This window comes from Inquilinus sp. NPDC058860, assembly GCF_042743185.1.
In the GTDB taxonomy this organism is placed as follows: domain Bacteria; phylum Pseudomonadota; class Alphaproteobacteria; order DSM-16000; family Inquilinaceae; genus Inquilinus.
The window spans coordinates 115,270-131,847 of the sequence record NZ_JBHYMS010000016.1 but is presented as its reverse complement, the minus strand read 5'-3'; the positions used below and the strand labels follow the sequence as shown (position 1 = coordinate 131,847).

Annotated in this window: 18 protein-coding genes; 5 read left to right on the top strand and 13 right to left on the bottom strand. The window is 69.7% G+C overall.

From position 1 onward, the window contains the following. From ACFW16_RS13895 to soxA, 3 genes are all read left to right on the top strand, one after another. Window positions 1-493, top strand: a 493-nt coding sequence (locus ACFW16_RS13895) for a SoxY-related AACIE arm protein (RefSeq protein WP_380305832.1), incomplete at its 5' end; no start/stop codon positions are given. Further along, complete coding sequence (gene soxZ, locus ACFW16_RS13890) at window positions 490-810, top strand: thiosulfate oxidation carrier complex protein SoxZ (RefSeq protein WP_380305830.1); 321 nt, start codon at window positions 490-492, stop codon at window positions 808-810. The genes ACFW16_RS13895 and soxZ, both read left to right, overlap by 4 nt. Window positions 811-830: 20 nt before the next feature. Then, a complete protein-coding gene (gene soxA, locus ACFW16_RS13885) occupies window positions 831-1,583 on the top strand; it encodes a sulfur oxidation c-type cytochrome SoxA (protein WP_380305828.1) in 753 nt (250 codons plus the stop codon). A gap of 367 nt (window positions 1,584-1,950) precedes the next feature. Here soxA and ACFW16_RS13880 read toward each other — a convergent pair whose 3' ends face one another. The 10 genes from ACFW16_RS13880 to ACFW16_RS13835 form a co-directional block, all read right to left on the bottom strand. Next, entirely contained in the window at window positions 1,951-3,390 is a 1,440-nt protein-coding gene (locus ACFW16_RS13880; protein WP_380305826.1) for an aldehyde dehydrogenase family protein, read from the bottom strand. 74 nt (window positions 3,391-3,464) lie between these two features. Beyond that, entirely contained in the window at window positions 3,465-4,826 is a 1,362-nt protein-coding gene (gene rmuC, locus ACFW16_RS13875) for a DNA recombination protein RmuC (RefSeq protein ID WP_380305824.1), read from the bottom strand. Window positions 4,827-4,868: 42 nt separating this feature from the next. Beyond that, window positions 4,869-6,143, bottom strand: a complete 1,275-nt coding sequence (eno, locus tag ACFW16_RS13870) for a phosphopyruvate hydratase (RefSeq protein ID WP_380305822.1) — start codon at window positions 6,141-6,143, stop codon at window positions 4,869-4,871. Next, window positions 6,140-7,138: a phosphotransferase family protein gene (locus tag ACFW16_RS13865; RefSeq protein WP_380305820.1), complete on the bottom strand. Its 999-nt coding sequence runs from the start codon at window positions 7,136-7,138 to the stop codon at window positions 6,140-6,142. Before ACFW16_RS13865 ends, eno begins: the two co-directional genes overlap by 4 nt. 4 nt (window positions 7,139-7,142) lie before the next feature. Further along, entirely contained in the window at window positions 7,143-7,871 is a 729-nt protein-coding gene (locus ACFW16_RS13860) for an SDR family NAD(P)-dependent oxidoreductase (RefSeq protein WP_380305818.1), read from the bottom strand. A gap of 165 nt (window positions 7,872-8,036) precedes the next feature. Then, window positions 8,037-9,026: an AraD1 family protein gene (gene araD1, locus ACFW16_RS13855; RefSeq protein WP_380305816.1), complete on the bottom strand. Its 990-nt coding sequence runs from the start codon at window positions 9,024-9,026 to the stop codon at window positions 8,037-8,039. 7 nt (window positions 9,027-9,033) lie between these two features. Then, window positions 9,034-9,810, bottom strand: a complete 777-nt coding sequence (locus tag ACFW16_RS13850; protein ID WP_380305814.1) for an SDR family NAD(P)-dependent oxidoreductase — start codon at window positions 9,808-9,810, stop codon at window positions 9,034-9,036. 55 nt (window positions 9,811-9,865) lie between these two features. Beyond that, the gene (locus tag ACFW16_RS13845) at window positions 9,866-11,614 is read right to left on the bottom strand and encodes an IlvD/Edd family dehydratase (protein ID WP_380305812.1); all 1,749 of its coding nucleotides are present in this window, start codon (window positions 11,612-11,614) and stop codon (window positions 9,866-9,868) included. Window positions 11,615-11,644: 30 nt separating this feature from the next. After that, entirely contained in the window at window positions 11,645-12,439 is a 795-nt protein-coding gene (locus ACFW16_RS13840; protein WP_380305810.1) for a FadR/GntR family transcriptional regulator, read from the bottom strand. A gap of 98 nt (window positions 12,440-12,537) precedes the next feature. Next, window positions 12,538-12,711, bottom strand: a complete 174-nt coding sequence (locus tag ACFW16_RS13835; RefSeq protein ID WP_380305808.1) for a hypothetical protein — start codon at window positions 12,709-12,711, stop codon at window positions 12,538-12,540. Window positions 12,712-12,853: 142 nt separating this feature from the next. Here ACFW16_RS13835 and ACFW16_RS13830 point away from each other — a divergent pair, with 142 nt between their 5' ends. Next, window positions 12,854-13,750, top strand: a complete 897-nt coding sequence (locus tag ACFW16_RS13830) for an aldose 1-epimerase (RefSeq protein ID WP_380305806.1) — start codon at window positions 12,854-12,856, stop codon at window positions 13,748-13,750. Between the two features lie 300 nt (window positions 13,751-14,050). Then, complete coding sequence (locus tag ACFW16_RS13825; protein ID WP_380305804.1) at window positions 14,051-15,118, top strand: saccharopine dehydrogenase family protein; 1,068 nt, start codon at window positions 14,051-14,053, stop codon at window positions 15,116-15,118. 63 nt (window positions 15,119-15,181) lie between these two features. On the opposite strand, the gene ACFW16_RS13820 is transcribed toward ACFW16_RS13825, so the two are convergent. Genes ACFW16_RS13820 through ACFW16_RS13810 form a run of 3 tightly spaced genes read right to left on the bottom strand, consistent with a single transcriptional unit; the run spans window position 15,182 to window position 16,514 of the window. Continuing rightward, window positions 15,182-15,511, bottom strand: coding sequence for a type II toxin-antitoxin system RelE/ParE family toxin (locus tag ACFW16_RS13820; protein WP_380305802.1), 330 nt, complete (start codon window positions 15,509-15,511; stop codon window positions 15,182-15,184). Between the two features lie 6 nt (window positions 15,512-15,517). Next, the gene (locus ACFW16_RS13815; RefSeq protein WP_380305800.1) at window positions 15,518-15,790 is read right to left on the bottom strand and encodes a type II toxin-antitoxin system Phd/YefM family antitoxin; all 273 of its coding nucleotides are present in this window, start codon (window positions 15,788-15,790) and stop codon (window positions 15,518-15,520) included. 58 nt (window positions 15,791-15,848) lie between these two features. Then, on the bottom strand, window positions 15,849-16,514 hold the full coding sequence (locus ACFW16_RS13810; RefSeq protein ID WP_380305798.1) for a tyrosine-protein phosphatase: 666 nt from the start codon (window positions 16,512-16,514) through the stop codon (window positions 15,849-15,851). Window positions 16,515-16,578 lie beyond the last annotated feature (64 nt).

Genomic DNA, 16,578 nt, shown 5'->3' with positions numbered 1-16,578 from the left:
CCCCCTATCCCCCTCCCGCGAGGGGAGGGGGGACTCGGTTTTCCTCGGCCGGCGGCATGTCCTAGCCGCCGCCGGCGCAGGGCTCCTCGCATTGGTGCTGGTCCCCTCGCCGGCCCGGGCCCGCCCGTCGCTGGAGGAGGCGATCCGCGGCTTCGCCGGCGAGGCCGAGATCCGTCCGGGCCGGATCAAATTCGACATCCCGCCCCTGGTCGAGAACGGCAACGTCGTCGGCGTCACGGTGGCGGTGGACAGCCCGATGACCGAGGCCGACCACGTCCGTCGCATCGGCCTGTTCAACGAGAAGAACCCCCAAGGAGACATGGTGGTGTTCCATCTCGGCCCCCGCTCCGGCCGGGCCAGCGTCTCGACCCGGGTCCGCCTCGCCACCTCGCAGACCATCGTCGCCCTGGCGGAGATGAGCGACGGCAGCGTCTGGTCGGCCGAGGCCGACGTGATCGTGACGCTGGCCGCCTGCATCGAGGACCTGTCGTGACCCGCGCCCTGATCAACGCGCCGAAGGCCGCGCGGCGCGGCGAGGTCATCGAGATCAAGGCGATGATCGCGCACAAGATGGAGACGGGATATCGCATCGGCCCGAACGGCCAGCCGATCCCGCGCGACATCATCCACCGCTTCGCCTGCACCTATGGCGGCGTCGAGGTGTTCGCGGCCGAGCTGTTCCCGGCCATGTCCGCCAACCCCTTCATCGCCTTCACCACCGTGGCCATGGAATCGGGGACGATCGAATTCGCCTGGACCGCCGACGACGGCACGGTCGAGCGGGCCGCGGTCGAGATCGCCGTCACCTGATGCGGGCACGGTCGTGCCGGATGCTCCTGCTGCTCGGCGCCGCCCTGCTGGTCGGCGGGCAGGCTCCGGATGCCGGCCGGCGCTCGGGCTTCGACTTCATGGCGCCGGAGACGCAGGCGCTGCAGCGCGACGACACCGCCAATCCCGGCATGCTGTGGGTGATGGAGGGCGAGGCGCTGTGGCAGCAGCCCGCAGGATCCGCCGGCGTCTCCTGCTCCGGCTGCCATGGCGACGCCGCCGAGAGCATGCGCGGCGTCGCCGCCCGCAGCCCCGCCTTCGACGCGGCGACCGGCCGGCCGATCGACCTGCAGGGCCGGGTCAACCAGTGCCGCCGGGCACGCCAGGGCGCCGAGCCCTTCGCCGTGGAGAGCCAGGAGCTGCTGGCGCTGACCACCTATGTCGCCCACCAGTCGCGCGGCATGCCGGTGGCACCGGTCACGGATCCGCGGCTGGCCCCTTTCGTCGAAGAGGGGCGCCAATTGTTCGAGCGGCGGATCGGCCAGCTCGACCTGTCCTGCGCCGCCTGCCACGACCGGCGCTGGGGGCAGAAGCTGGGCGGCAGCATCATCCCGCAGGCGCATCCGAACGGCTATCCGATCTACCGGCTGGAATGGCAATCGGTCGGGTCGCTGCAGCGGCGGATGCGCAACTGCATGATCGGCGTGCGGGCCGAGCCCTACGCCTGGGGCGCGCCGGAATTCACGGCGCTCGAGCTCTATCTGCGCTCGCGCGCCGAAGGCCTGCCGGTCGAGACGCCGGGGGTGCGCCCCTGACGCCGGCTGCCGCCGGAGCAGGCGGAGCGCTGGGTCGCGGAGTCGGACCGGTTCCTGGCGACGATGGATCCGCCGCCGCTGGACCCGCCCGATACGGGGTGGCGCCGTAGGTTGGGTTCGCCGTGGCGAACCCAACATCCCGCCGCCACAGCGGCCCTGATCCTGTTGGGTTCGCGTGCCGCGAACCCAACCTACGAGACTTGCGGGAGAGACAAAGGCCTCAGAGGCCGTTTGAGGCTGCGCTGGCGTGAGTCGGCTGGTGGTGGTTTCGAGAACCGGCGCGCAGCGGACGCTTGAGTCCGTGAGCACCGGAAGCGCTCGATCCCGCCATCAGACGGCCACGCCAGGTGCAGTATCAAGCGGTCTCTCAGCCCGGGAAGGTGTAGGCGGTCTTGACCACGGTGTAGAACTCCGCGGCGTAGCGGCCCTGCTCGCGCGGGCCGTAGCTGGAGCCCTTCCGGCCGCCGAACGGCACGTGGTAGTCCACGCCCGCGGTCGGCAGGTTCACCATCACCATGCCGGCCTGGCTGGCCCGCTTGAAGTGGCTGGCGTGTTTCAGGCTCGAGGTGGCGATGCCGGCGGACAGGCCGAACTCGGTGTCGTTCGCCGTCGCCAGCGCCTGCTCGTAATCCTTGACCCGGACCACCGAGGCGACCGGCCCGAAGATCTCCTCGCGGTTGATCCGCATGTCGCTGGTGGTCTCGGTGAACAGCGCCGGCGACAGGTAGAAACCCTCGGTCTCGCGGTTCAGCCGTTCGCCGCCGACCGCCAGCTTGGCGCCTTCCTTGACGCCGATGTCGATGTAGGACAGGTCCTGGTCCAGCTGGCTCTGGTCGACCACCGGGCCGATGTCGGTGCCCTGCTTCAGCGCGTTGTCGACCTTCAGCGCCTTCAGCTTCTCGGTCATCGCCGCGACGAAGCGGTCGTGGATGCCCTCGGTCACGATCAGGCGCGAGGAGGCGGTGCAGCGCTGGCCGGTGGAGAAGAAGGCGCTGTTGGTGGCAGCCCCGACGGCGGTGTTCAGGTCCGCGTCGTCGAGGATGACCATCGGGTTCTTGCCGCCCATCTCGAGCTGCACCTTCTTGCCCAGCTCGGCGCAGCGCAGGGCGATGCTGCGGCCGGTGCCGACCGATCCGGTGAAGGTGATGGCGTCGATATCCTTGCTGGCGACGAAGGCCTCGCCGACCACCGAGCCGCGGCCCATCACCAGGTTGAACACGCCGGCCGGCACGCCCGAATCGACGATGATCTGCGACAGGGCCCAGGCGCTGCCCGGCACCAGGTCGGCCGGCTTGAACACGACGCAGTTGCCGTAGGCCAGGGCCGGGGCGATCTTCCAGGCCGGGATCGCGATCGGGAAGTTCCAGGGCGTGATCAGGCCGATGACGCCGATCGGCTCACGCGTGATCTCGACATCGATGCCGGGGCGGACCGAGGCCAGCTTCTCGCCCTGGATGCGCAGCACCTCGCCGGCGAAGAACTTGAAGATCTGGCCGGCGCGGGCGGCCTCGCCGATGCCCTCGGGCAGGGTCTTGCCCTCCTCGCGCGACAGCAGCCGGCCCAGCTCCTCCTTCCGCGCCAGGATGGTGTTGCCGATCTTGTCCAGGAGGTCGTGCCGCTCCTGCAGCGTCGTCATCGACCATTTCGGGAAGGCGGCGCGGGCCGCGGCGATCGCCTGCTCCGCCTGGGCGCGGTCGGCGCGGGCGTATTCGCCGACCACGTCCGACAGGTCCGACGGGTTCACGTTCTTCGACGCGTCCGGGCCTTCGACCCAGGATCCGGCGATGTAGTTGGCGTGGACGCTCATCTGGTTTCCTCTCTCGACCTATTGTCGGATGAATGATGACTGGATAGGGCGCGCGGCCTTCCGATGCAACAGGGCTATGGCGTGTCTTCTTCCGCCGGGCTGTTGGAGGGAACGGGGGGCATCTCGGCCTCGGGCGCGTCGAGCTCCAGGATCGGCGCGGCCTTGTCCATCGGCAGCTCCTCCACCTCGCGCAGCTTGCGGTGGATGGCGCGGCTGCGGACGCCGATCTGGTGGATCACGTTCTGCCCCTCCTGCAGCTTCTTGCCGACCTTCTCCATCAGCTCGCCATAGGTCCGGAACTCGGTCTTCACCGCGCCCAGCACCTGCCAGATCTCGGCCGATTTCTCCCGGATCGCCAGGGTGCGGAAGCCCATGCGCAGGCTGGACAGGAAGGCGCCCAGCGTGGTCGGGCCCAGGATGGTGACGCGGTGCTGCTCGCGGATCGATTCGCGCAGGCCGGGCCGGCGCAGGATCTCGGCGAACAGCCCTTCGGTCGGCACGAACAGCACGGCAAAATCGGTCGTGGTCGGCGGGCAGATGTACTTGGTCGCGATGCGCTTGGCCTCGGTGCGCATAGCCTTCTCCAACCCGTCGCCGGCCTTGGCCGCGGCTTCGGCGTCGCCGGCCTCCACCGCCAGGATCAGCCGTTCGTAATCCTCCTGCGGGAACTTGCTGTCGACCGGCAGCAGCACGCCCTCCGGCAGGCGGATGGCGAACTCCACCGTCTCGGTGCTGTCGGCCCGCGGCCGGGCGTTGCGCACCAGCTGGTCCTCGGTCAGCACCTGCTCCAAGAGGGCGTCCAGCTGCTCCTCGCCGAAGGTGCCGCGGGTCTTCACGCCGGACAGCATCTTCTTCAGGTCGCCGACGCCGCCGGCCAGCACCTGCATCTCGCCCAGGCCCTGATGCACCCGCTCCAGCCGCTCGCTGACGGTCTGGAACTGGGTCTGCAGCCGCGCCTCCAGCGTCGCCTGCAGCTTCTCGTCGACCGTGGCGCGCATCTGCTCCAGCTTCGCCTCGTTCTCCTTGCGCAGCGACTGCAGGTTCAGGTCCATGGTCTCGCGCAGCCGGTTCTGGCTCTGCGCCATCGACTCGGACAAGGCCTGCAGCCGGGCGGCGACGGTGTCGAGGCGGGTCTGCTGGGTCTCGCCGATCGCCTTCATGGCGCCGACCAGGGTCGCGCCGGTGTTCTGCAGCGACGACGCGATCTCCTGCCGCTGCCGGCTGTCCCGTGCCTCGGCCGAGGCCTCGCCGCGCCGCTCCGCCGTCTGCAGCTCCTGCTCCACCCGCGCCAGGTCGCGGCGCAGATCCTCGATCGCGCCGGTCAGCGGCGCGACGTCCAGCCGCGGCCGGCGGAACAGGGCGACCAGCAGGGTCAGGACGGCGATGCCGAGGATGGCGAGGCCGAGGATGCGCAGATCGATCGAGGCGAGGCTCATGGACTCATCCGGTTGCGGGACGGGCAGAACACTCCAGACCGGTCACCCGCGCAAGACGCTTCGCCCGGCGAAGATGGCGCGGGGGCCCAGCGCCTCCTCGATCCTGAGGGTCGCGTTCCACTTCGCCATCCGCTCCGACCGGGCGAAGGACCCCACTTTCAGCTGGCCGACGCTCCAGCCGACCGCGAGGTCGACGATGGTGGTGTCCTCGCTCTCGCCGGAGCGGGCGGAGACGATGCCGCCCAGGCCGGCCGCCTGCGCCGCCTCCCAGGCCGCCCTGGTCTCGGTCAGGGTGCCGCGCTGGTTCGGCTTGATCAGCACGGTGGTGCAGGCCCGGGCCGTCGCGGCGTCGCGCACCCGCGCCGCGTCGGTGACCAGGAAGTCGTCGCCGACCACCTGCACCCGGTCGCCGATCGCGGCGGTGACGGCGCGGAAGCCGGCGGCGTCGTCCTCCGCCACCGGGTCCTCGACCGAGACGATCGGCCAGCGCCGGGTCCAGCCGGCGACGAGGTCGACCATCCCGCCGGTGTCCAACTCCCGCCCCTCGAAGCGGTAGCGGCCGTGGCGGCCGAACTCGGAGGCGGCGACGTCCAGTGCGATCGCCACCTCCTCGCCGGGCCGGCGGCCGGCGCGCTCGATGGCGCGGAGCAGCATGTCCAGCGCCTCGGCGGCATCGGCGAAGTCGGGCCAGAAGCCGCCCTCGTCGGCGACGCCGTACAACTTGCCGGCGTCGGCCATCAGCGACCCGGCGGCGCGGTAGACCTCGGCGGTCCAGTCCAGCGCCTCGGCGAAGCTGCCGGCGCCGGGGCAGACCACCAGGAAGTCCTGCACGTCCAGCCGCCGCCCGGCATGGGCGCCGCCGCCGAAGATCTGGATCTCGGGCAGCGGCAGCAGGGTGGCGTCGTCGCCGCCGAGATGGCGCCACAGCGGCAGGCCGGCGGCGGCCGCGGCGGCATGGGCCGCGGCCATCGACACGGCGATGGTGGCGTTGCCGCCCAGCCGGGCCTTGTCCGGCGTGCCGTCCAGCTCGATCAGCACCCGGTCCAGCCCGGCCTGGTCGGCGGCGTCGAAGCCGGCGAGGGCGCGGGCGATCTCGCCGTTCACCGCGGCCACCGCGCCCTGCACGTCATGGCCGCCGAAGGCCGCGCCACCGTCGCGCCGGTCCCGCGCCTCGCCGGATCCGGTGGAGGCACCGGCCGGGGCGATGGCGCGGCCCGCGGCGCCGCCGTCCAGCCGGATCTCGGCCTCGACCGTCGGCCGTCCCCGGCTGTCCCAGACGCGCCGGCCGTGGACCGCGGCGATGGTGGTGCGGGTCATGGGCTCAGCTCCTTCGTCCAGGCGGTCCGAATCTCGGCCAATCGCGCCGGCGGGTCCAGCAGCAGGGCCCGGGCCACGCGGCGCACGCGACCCTTCTGCGCCTCGTCGGTCAGGTACTCGACCGGCGACTTGCCGTCGACCCGGGCCAGGAACAGGCCGGGCAGCAGGCGGGCGGCGCGGGATTCGAAGGCGTCGGGCGACTCCCAGTCCACGCCGACGAGATAGGCGGCGGCCAGCGCGTCGAAGCAAGCGAGGAAATCCGGCGCCGAGGCCGGCCGCCACAGGCCCTTCAGCAGCAGGTGGTTCAGGCAGAAGGCCAGGTCGAAGGCCGGGTCGCCCCACCAGGCGCATTCGGCGTCCAGGACCACCGGCCCCTGCGGCCCGGCCAGGATGTTCTTCGGGCTGACATCGCCATGCACCAGCGCCAGCTTCGTCGTCCGCGTGGTCTCGACCAGCGCGTACAGGGCGTCGGCGCAGTCCGGATGGGCAGCCGCGGCCGCCACCAGATACGGCTCCAGCCGGATATCGTAGAAGATGCCGTCGGTCGGGAACTCGGCCGCCAGAGCCGGATCCGCTGCCGTGGCGGCATGGATGGCGGCGAGGCGGCGCCCGACCTCGGCGGCGAAGGCCGGGTCGGCGCGGCCGTCGCGCAGCTGGGCTTTCCACACCGGATGGTCCTCCGGCGCCAGATAGGCCATGGCCAGCGCCCCGGCCGCTTCGTCCTGGCCCAGCAGCCGCGGCACTGCCTGGGGCACGATGCCGGCCGCCACCCGCATCCAGCGCGCCTCGTACAGGTTGCGCGCCACCGGCGCCCGCCAGTCGGCGGTCACCCGCAGCTTGGCCAGCGCCCGCTTGACGCAGATCGGGCCCGCGGCCAGGTCGACCCGGAAGATGTCGGAGGAGACGCCGCCGGTCAGCGCGGTGAAGCGCGGCGTCTCGTCCGGCCCGGCCAACCCCATCCGGCGCAGCGCCGCCAAGAGGTCGGCGTCGGCCATCGGCTCAGTAGGTCGCGCGGCCGCCCGACAGGTCGAAGACCGAGCCGGTGGTGAAGCTGTTCTCGGCCGAGCACAGCCAGGCCACCATCGATGCCGCCTCCTCGACCTTCAGGAACCGGGCGCGGGGGATGCGCGACAGCATGTAGTCGATGTGTTCCTGGCTGATCTGCTCCAGGATCCGGGTCTTGGCGGTGGCCGGGGTGATGCAGTTGACCGCGATGTCGTGGCCCGCCAGCTCCTTGCCCAGCGACTTGGTCAGGGCGATCACGCCGGACTTGGCGGCGGAATAGGCGCTGGCGTTGGGGTTGCCCTCCTTGCCGGCGATCGATGACACGTTGACGATGCGGCCGTAGTTGCGGGCGATCATGCCCGGCACCACCGCACGGCAGCAGTAGTAGACGGCGTTCAAATCCAGCTCGATCACCTGGCGCCAGGTGTCGATCGGATAGTCCCAGGTCTTCACCGAAGGACCGGCGATGCCCGCATTGTTGACCAGGATGTCGATCCGCCCCTGGGCCTCGACCGCCGCGGCGACCGCTGCGGCGTCGGTGACGTCGATGGCGACGCCCTTGGCGCCGATCGCCTGCGCCGTCGCCTCGACCAGCGCCTGGTCACGGTCCCACAGCACCACCTGGGCGCCCGAGGCGATGAAGCGCTCGGCCACCGCCCGGCCGATGCCCTGCGCTCCGCCGGTGACCACGGCCAGCTTGCCGTCGAGATCGATCCTGTTCATCCGCGTTTCCCCGTGTTCCGGCCCGCCTGAGGGGCCGTGCCTTCCGATCGGCCATTGCCCCTGCTGTCATGCCCGGGCTTGACCCGGGCATCCAGAGTCTGTCGACATCTTCTGGATTGCCGGGTCAAGCCCGGCAATGACAGTAGGGGATTCGTCTGCCCGAGCCTACAGCGCCCGGACCGTCACCGTCTCCTCCGCCGCGCGCGCCAGCGGGTTGCGCAGGGCGCGGCCGAAAGCCTTGGCTTCGATCTCGAAGCGGTCGCCCGGCTCCGGCTTGATGCCGTCGGTGACGCTCAGCGTCGCCGTGCCGAAGAAGTGCAGGTGCACGTCGCCCGGCCGGCGGAACAGCGCGTATTTGAAGTGGTGGTGCTCGAGATTGGCGATCCAGTGGCTCATATTGGCCTCGCCGCTCAGGAACGGCTTCTCCCAGATCGTCTTGCCGCCGCGGGTGATGCGGCTGGTGCCGCGCACATCCTCCGGCAGCGGGCCGACCAGCAGCTCCGGCCCGACCGAGCATTGGCGCAGCTTGGAATGGGCCAGCAGCAGGTAGTTCTGCCGCTCGGTGATGTGGTCGGAGAACTCGTTGCCGACGGTGAAGCCGACGCGCCAGGGCGTGCCGTCCGGCCCGACCAGGTAGCAGCCGGTGATCTCCGGCTCCTCTCCGCCGTCCAGCGCGAAGGACGGCATGGTCAGGGGCTGCTCGCCGGCGACCACGATCGAGCCGTCGCCCTTGTAGAACCATTCCGGCTGCACGCCCGGCTTGCCCCCGGCGGGTTTGCCGCCGGTCAGGCCGTCGCGGAACATCTTCATGCTGTCGGTCAGCTTCTCCGCCTCGCCCAGACTCTTGTGCATCTGGTCGCGGGCGTCGGCGCTGCCGAGATGGGTCAGGCCGGTGCCGGTGACGATGCAATGCGCCGGATCGGGATGGTCCAGCGGCGGCAGCAGCCGGGCCTCGGCGATCACCGAATCGTAGGAGTCGGCGCCGGCGCCGTCATCGGCCGCAGCCAGCTCGGCGATGGTCTTGCGCGACGCGATCGCCGCCTGGGCCAGGTCGTATGTGGTGTCGAAGGCGGACAGCAGCTTCAGCGTGTCGCCGCCCGAGACGATGCCGACGCGCCGCTCGCCGGCCTTGGTGCGCAGTTGGATCAGGTTCATTTCCGCCTCACAGTCCCGACGCCCAGCCGGCGTCCACAACGAAAGTCTGGCCGGTGCACATGGCGCTGTCGTCCGCCGCCAGCCACAGGGTCATCTGCGCCAGATGCACGGGCAGAACCTGGTCGGGGATGCATTGCCCCTTCCGGCGCTCCTCATCCGCCTCCGGCGTCAGCCACAGGTCCTTCTGGCGCTGGGTGATGACCCAGCCCGGCATCACGGTGTTGACCCGGATATGCTGCGGGCCCCAGTCGCGCGCCAGGCCGCGGGTCAGCCCCTCCACCCCGGCCTTGGCCGAGGTATAGGCCGGCATGCCGCCCTGGCGCAGCCGCCACGAGACCGAGCCGAAATTGATGATCGAGCCGCCGCCGGCGTCGCGCATCCCCGGCTGCACCGCCTGGGCGGCGAAGAACTGGTGGCGCAGGTTCACCGCCATGCGCTCGTCCCAATAGTCGGGCTCGACCGTCTCCGGCGCGTGGCGCTGGTCGTGCGCCGCGTTGTTGATCAGGATTCGGATCGGCCCGATCGCCGCCTGCGCCTCGGCCACTGCGGCGCGCAGGTCGGCGATGTCGCGCAGGTCGCAATGCCGGAACAGCGGCACCGCCAGCCCCTCGGCCTTCAGCCGGTCGACCAGCGCGGTCGACGCATCCGCATTGATGTCGACGAAGAACACCCGCGCCTGCTGGCGGCAAAGATGCTCGACGATGCTTTCGCCGATGCCGCTGCCGCCGCCGGTCACGAAGACCGGCTTGTCGCGCAGCGACGGATAGATCGCGTATTCGGTCATGACGTCCGTCTGCAAGGAAAGGGCCCGTCCCGGCCGGGACGGGCCCGGATCGTGCTCAGTGGCTGTCGCGCGGCACGGCGTGGCCGCGGCAGCCGACCAGGAAGTCCAGGTCGGCGCCCTTGTCGGCCTGCATCACGTGCCGGACATACAGCTCCTGGTACCCGCCCTTCATCGTCGGCTCGGGCGGCGACCAGCGGCGGCGCCGCTCCGCCAGCTCCGCCTCGGGCACGTCGAGATGCAGCCGCCGGCCGGCGACGTCCAGCTCGATCATGTCGCCGTCCTGCACCAGGGCCAGCGGGCCGCCGGCCGCCGCCTCCGGCGCCGTGTGCAGCACCACCGTGCCGTAGGCGGTGCCGCTCATCCGCGCGTCGGAGATGCGGACCATGTCGCGCACGCCCTTCTTCAGCACCTTCTGCGGCAGCGCCATGTTGCCGACCTCGGCCATGCCCGGATAGCCCTTCGGGCCGCAATTCTTCAGCACCATGACGCAGGTCTCGTCGATGTCGAGATCCGGGTCGTCGACGCGGGCCTTGTAGTGCTCGATGCTCTCGAACACCACGGCGCGGCCGCGGTGCTGCATCAGCTCCGGCGTGGCGGCGCTGGGCTTCAGCACGGCGCCGTCCGGCGCCAGGTTGCCCTTCAGCACCACGATGCCGCCCTGCTTCACCAGCGCGTTGTCCCAGGGGCGGATCACCTCCGGGTTCCAGTTGGCGGCGTTCTGGACGTTCTCCCACATCGACTTGCCGGTGACGGTCGGGGCGTCCTTGAACAGCATGCCGTTCTCGCCCAGCGCCCGGGTCACCGCCGGGATGCCGCCGGCATAGTAGAAATCCTCCATCAGGAAGCGGCCGGACGGCATCAGGTCGACCAGCGTCGGCACGTCTCGGCCGAACTCGTCCCAATCCTTCAGGGTGAAGTCGGCGCCGGTGCGCCCGGTCAGGGCCAAGAGGTGGATCACCGCGTTGGTCGACCCGCCGATGGCGCCGTTGACCCGCACCGCGTTCAGGAAGTTCTCGCGGGTCAGGATCTTCGAGATGCGCAAATCCTCATGCACCATCTCGACGATGCGCCGGCCGGACATGTGGGCGATGACGTAGCGGCGGGCGTCGACCGCCGGGATCGCGGCGCAGCCGGTCAGGCTGGTGCCCAGCGCCTCGGCCATCGAGTTCATGGTGCTGGCCGTGCCCATGGTCATGCAGTGCCCGGCGGAGCGGGACTGCGCCTGCTCGGCCTCCATGAACTGCTGCAGGCTCATCACCCCGGCCTTGACGTCGGCGTCGAACTGCCAGACCGCGGTGCCCGAGCCGATGGTCCGGTCCTGGTAGCGGCCGTTCAGCATCGGGCCGCCGGAAACGACGATCGCCGGGATGTCGCAGCTGGCCGCGCCCATCAGCAGCGACGGCGTGGTCTTGTCGCAGCCGGTCAGCAGCACGACGCCGTCGATCGGGTTGGCGCGGATCGCCTCCTCGACATCCATCGCCGCCAGGTTGCGGTACAGCATCGCGGTCGGCCGCAGATTGGTCTCGCCGGTCGAGAACACCGGGAACTCCACCGGGAAGCCGCCCATCTCCCAGATGCCGCGCTTCACATGCTCCGCCAGCTTGCGGAAATGGGCGTTGCAGGGGGTCAGCTCGGAGAAGGTCTGGCAGATGCCGATCACCGGCCGTCCGTCGAAGACATGGTCCGGCAGGCCCTGGTTGCGCATCCAGCTGCGGTGCAGGAAGCCATCCTTGTCATGGGTGCCGAACCAATGGGAAGAGCGGTAACGCTTCTTGTTGTTGTTGCTGCCGGCGTCGTCAGCCATTGCGGAGAGTCCTTGTTGGCTAGGCTGTGTTCAGGATTTCGGTTTGATGTGCGGCAGGGCGCGGCGCATGTCCTGCGCCGCGTCCTCGAGCAGGATCCGCATTGCCTGGCGCGCCGTCTCCGGCTCATGCGCCAGGATGGCGTCGCGCACCGAGCGGTGGAGGGGCAGCGACACCTGCAGCGCCCCAGGCTCGTTGTTGGTGATGCGGAAGCTCGAGGCCATCGCGGTCTCGATCAGGGCGCCCAGCGGCTGCAGGAACTCGTTGTTCGAAGCCGCCAGGATCGACTGGTGGAAGCGCAGGTCGGGCTCGACCGAGGCGTCGCCGTCCGGCGCCGTCTCCATGTCGGCGAAGGCGCGGCTGATCGCTTTCCGCTGGTCGTCGTCGGCGCGTTCGGCCGCCATGGCCGCCGCCGCCGGTTCGATGATCTGGCGGATCTCGAACAGGTCCTTGGCCAGGCGCTCCATCGGCTGGGTCGCGAACTGCCAGGCCAGGAGGTCCGGGTCCAGCATGTTCCATTCGCCGCGCGGCCGCACCCGGGTGCCAGTCTTGGGACGGGATTCGACCAGCCCCTTGGCGGCCAGCACCTTGATCGCCTCGCGCAGCGCGGTGCGGCTGACCGAGAACTGGTTCGACAGGTCGGATTCGTTCGGCAGCACGGTGCCGGGCTGGATGTCGCCGCGCACGATCCGGGTGCCGATGTCGTAGGCGATCTGGCCATGCAGCGAGCGGCGCGAGAAGGTCTTGCTGCCGCCATGCGGCTGGTCGGCGGTGCCCGCGGCCTCCGCCGGGCGCCGGCCGCGCCGCAGCACCGGGGTCCCGGCCATCGTCGCATCCGGATGGGCCGATGCAGCGGCCATCGCGATCGGTCTCTCCCCGATTGGTCTCTCCGGGCCGGACATCTGTTCCCCTTTCCTGCTGCCGGTCAGACGCGGTCGAAGCCGCTCGGGCGCCGCAGCGTCCCGGCTCCGCCGTCTTCCTTCGGCCCGACGATCTCGTTCCGGTCGATACGCAGGTCGGGGCTGAGCCGGGCAGTCCTGCCACGGGCCATCCGCATGCCGTCCGCACGAACGACATTCTCTCCGCTCTTCTCGACCACGGCCTTTCCTCAGCGGCGCGATCTGGCTTGCCGATCGCGCTCTTTGCTATTCATCATACAAATGGAGTATTGAGCCCTCGACGGATCGGCGTCAAGCATTGCCGAACATTGCTGACAAGGGCGATCGCAACGGGAGGATGGAATGACGATCGAGACGGTGCAATTGCGGGCCGGGGACAGCGGGATCGACATCGTGCCGGCGATCGGTGGCGGCATCGCCGCCTGGTGGACCGGCTCGGGTCCGGACCGGCGCGACTGGCTGCGCCCGGCCACCACGGCGGCGCTGGCGGCGGGCGACCCGCTCGGCCTCGCCAATTTCCCGCTGACCCCGTTCTCGAACCGGATCCGCGAGGGCCGCTTCCGCTTCCGGGGGCGGGAGGTGCAGCTGCCGCTGAACACGCGCGAGCGGCACCAGCTGCACGGCCATGGCTGGCAGCGGCCCTGGACGGTGGTGGAGCGGTCGGCGACCCGCTGCGTCCTGGTCGACGACTACGCCGCCGACGCCTGGCCGTTCCCGTACCGGGCGCGGCAGGACTTCGAGCTGACACCGGCCGGATTCAGCCTGGAGCTGTCGGTCGAGAACACCGGCCGCGAGCCGATGCCGGCGGGGCTGGGCCAGCACTTCTATTTCCCGCGCACGCCGCAGACGATTGTGACCGCGGGGATCGAGCGGATGTGGCTCAACGATTCCGAGGTGATGCCGCTGGAGCTGGTCGAGCCGCCGCTGGAGAAGGATTTCCGGCGGGGCGTCCGGCCGGATGCGGTGCGGATGGACAACAATTTCACCGGCTGGGATCGGCGGGCGGTGATCGACTGGCCGGAGCATCGCGCCCGGCTGGTGATGGAGGCCGACGCGCCTTTCGACTTCCTGGTCTGCTACTCGCCGGACGATCCCTATGTCTGCGTCGAGCCGGTGAGCAACGCGACCGACGCCTTCAACCTGGCCGAGGCCGGCCGCACCGATACCGGCATGGCGGTGCTGGAGCCGGGTCAGGTTCTGCGCGGCGTGGTCCGGCTGCGGCCTGCCATCATCGCGTAGGTTGGGCTCGCGGCACGCGAACCCAACATCCTGCGGTCGGCTTGTTGGGTTCGCTGGGCGAACCCAACCTACGGCAGAATCAGTGTTGAATGAGCCTGCGGCCACAGAATCCGGCCGGCTAATTATCTTTCTGTCCTCTTCCGATCCACCGGCGACTCGAAGGTCGCGGGGCCTCCGCGCGCACCTTCCGGAACGCCGGGACACAAGGCTTTCTGCGGCTTTCCGGCGGGTGTAGAGACGGCGCCATCCGAACCGTCCCGGCGCCTTTGCCGCGGGGCGTTCGTCTGAAGGAGAGGCGTCATGACCAAGGTTCTGCTGCTCGGCGGCGGCAAGATCGGCACCTGCATCACCGCCCTGCTGACCGCCACCGGCGACTACGACCTCACCGTCGGCGACCAGGACCAGGGCATGCTCGACCGGCTCGATGCCGGCGTCGCCAAGCGCCAGCTGCGCTTCGACGACCCGCAGGCGCTGCGCGACGCGGTGTCCGGCCACGACGTGGTGATCTCGGCCGCGCCGTTCCACCTGACGCCGCTGATCGCCGAGGCGGCGAAGGACCGCGGCGCCCATTATTTCGACCTGACCGAGGACGTCGAGAGCACCCGTCGGGTCAAGGCCCTGGCCGAGGGCGCGAAGACCGCCTTCACCCCGCAATGCGGCCTGGCCCCGGGCTTCATCTCGATCGTCGGCTACGACCTGGCCAAGCGCTTCGACGAGCTGCACACGCTGCACATGCGCGTCGGCGCCCTGCCGGTCTATCCGTCGAACGCGCTGAAATACAACCTGACCTGGTCGACCGACGGGCTGATCAACGAGTACTGCAATCCCTGCGAGGCGATCCATGAGGGCGAGCTGCGCGAGGTGCTGCCGCTCGAGGGCATGGAGCACATCTCGCTCGACGGCATCGACTACGAGGCGTTCAACACCTCGGGCGGCCTCGGCACGCTGTGCGAGACGCTGGACGGCAAGGTCAAGTTCCTGAACTACAAGACCGTGCGCTATCCGGGCCATCGCGACATCGTCAAGCTCTTGGTCAACGAGCTGCAGCTGGGGCAGCGCCGCGATATCCTGAAGGATGTGCTCGAGGCCTCGATCCCGATGACCAAGCAGGACGTGGTCCTGATCTTCGTCACCGCCTGGGGCAAGAAGGAAGGCCGGCTGATGCAGGAGACCTACGCCAAGAAGGTCTATGCCAAGGAGATCGCCGGCCAGCTGTGGAGCGCGATCCAGGTGACGACCGCGGCCGGCATCTGCGCCATGGTCGACCTGCACCGCTCGGGCAAGCTGCCGCAGAGCGGCTTCGTGCGGCAGGAGCAGGCCGATCTGTCCGACTTCCTGGCCAACCGCTTCGGCCAGCACTACGCGTAAGAACCGGGTTCAGGGACGGAAACGGGAAAGGGCGCGGCCGAGGCTGCGCCCTTTTCATTTGGCTCAAAGCGATTTCAGCAGCCGGCGCTGCAGCAGAATCTGCATATTCCGGCGCCCATCGAAAACGCCATGGACGTTCACGGTTGTCGCGCCGATCCGATAGATGATGCGGTATGGCTTATAATGGATCTCGCGGTACTCGGTATTGCCGAACGCCCTTAATTCCTTTGGGACGTTGCCACGCTGCGGCAGATTTCCGAGCCCTTTCATGGCGTCCTGGAGGGCTTCCAGCACCCTGCTGGCATTCTCGACGGAGTCCTGTTCCGCAATGAAGCGCCAGATCTCCTCGACGTCCCGCCTTGCGGCAGGTGACAGGATGACCTTGAGCGCCATCGCGAATCAGATCTTGAGGTTGGCCCGAATCTCGGCGAAGGCTTCGTCGACAGGCAGCCCCTCGCCAGCCTCGATCTCACGCTCGCCCATTGCCAGGATCTTCAGCAGCGCCAGCGTCTCCTGGGTCTGCTCGTAGCTGTCGATGTCCTGCAGCACCGCCTTGGCTTCGCCGTTGACGGTGATGATGAACGGCTCCTGCCCCTCCCGCAGCCCCTGGATCACCTCCGGGGCGTGGGCTTTCAGGTAGCTGATCGGCTTGATGCGGTCGGACAGCTTCATCGCGGCCTCCTTGCCTCGGCCCGAATATAGACCGAATTCGGACCTGCGGGAAGCCGCCTCACTCCCGCTTGAGCAGCCCGTCCACGATCATGGTGGCGAGGCCGCTGGGGGTGAAGGAGGCCTTCACCTTCTTGCGGTCATAGGCGGTGTCGACCCAGTCCCAGAAGGCGATCGGCTCGCGCGCATTGGCCTCGGCATAGGCCTCGATGAAGCGGTCCAGCAGGCCGGTCGGCGACTTCTTGAAGTGCAGGTAGCGCCAGTGCAGCTGCTTCAGCGCCTCGGCCGGCGGCGTGTTCTCGCGCGTCATCAGGATCAGCGCCGCCGCCAGCCCGGCGCGGTCGGAGCCCGATTTGCAATGCACCAGGATCGGGTACTCCGCCGCGTCCAGCGCCCGCTTGATCTGGTGCAGCACGCTGACCTTCGGCGCGTCGCGCGACTTGGTGGTGACGTCGACCAGGGTGATGCCGTAACGGCGGCAAGCCTCGGCCTCGCGGCGGTACGAGCCGCAATCGCGCGGGCCGCGCAGGTTGATGATGGTGCGGATGCCGTCGCGGGCCATGCCGCGGATCTGGTAGGGCAGCGGCTGGCCGGACCGCCAGACACCCGGCGCGATCTCGACCCGGGTGTTGACGAAGGTCCGGAACACGCAGTGGTCGACGATCCAGCTGTCCAGCGCGTCGGCCAGGCGGCCTTTTCGGGACTGGTCGGGAACGGCTTCGGTCATGTCCATATCGATGGCGCGGTCCGGAAAAGCGAAGCCCGGCGGCCGAGGCCGCCGGGCTGTCCGT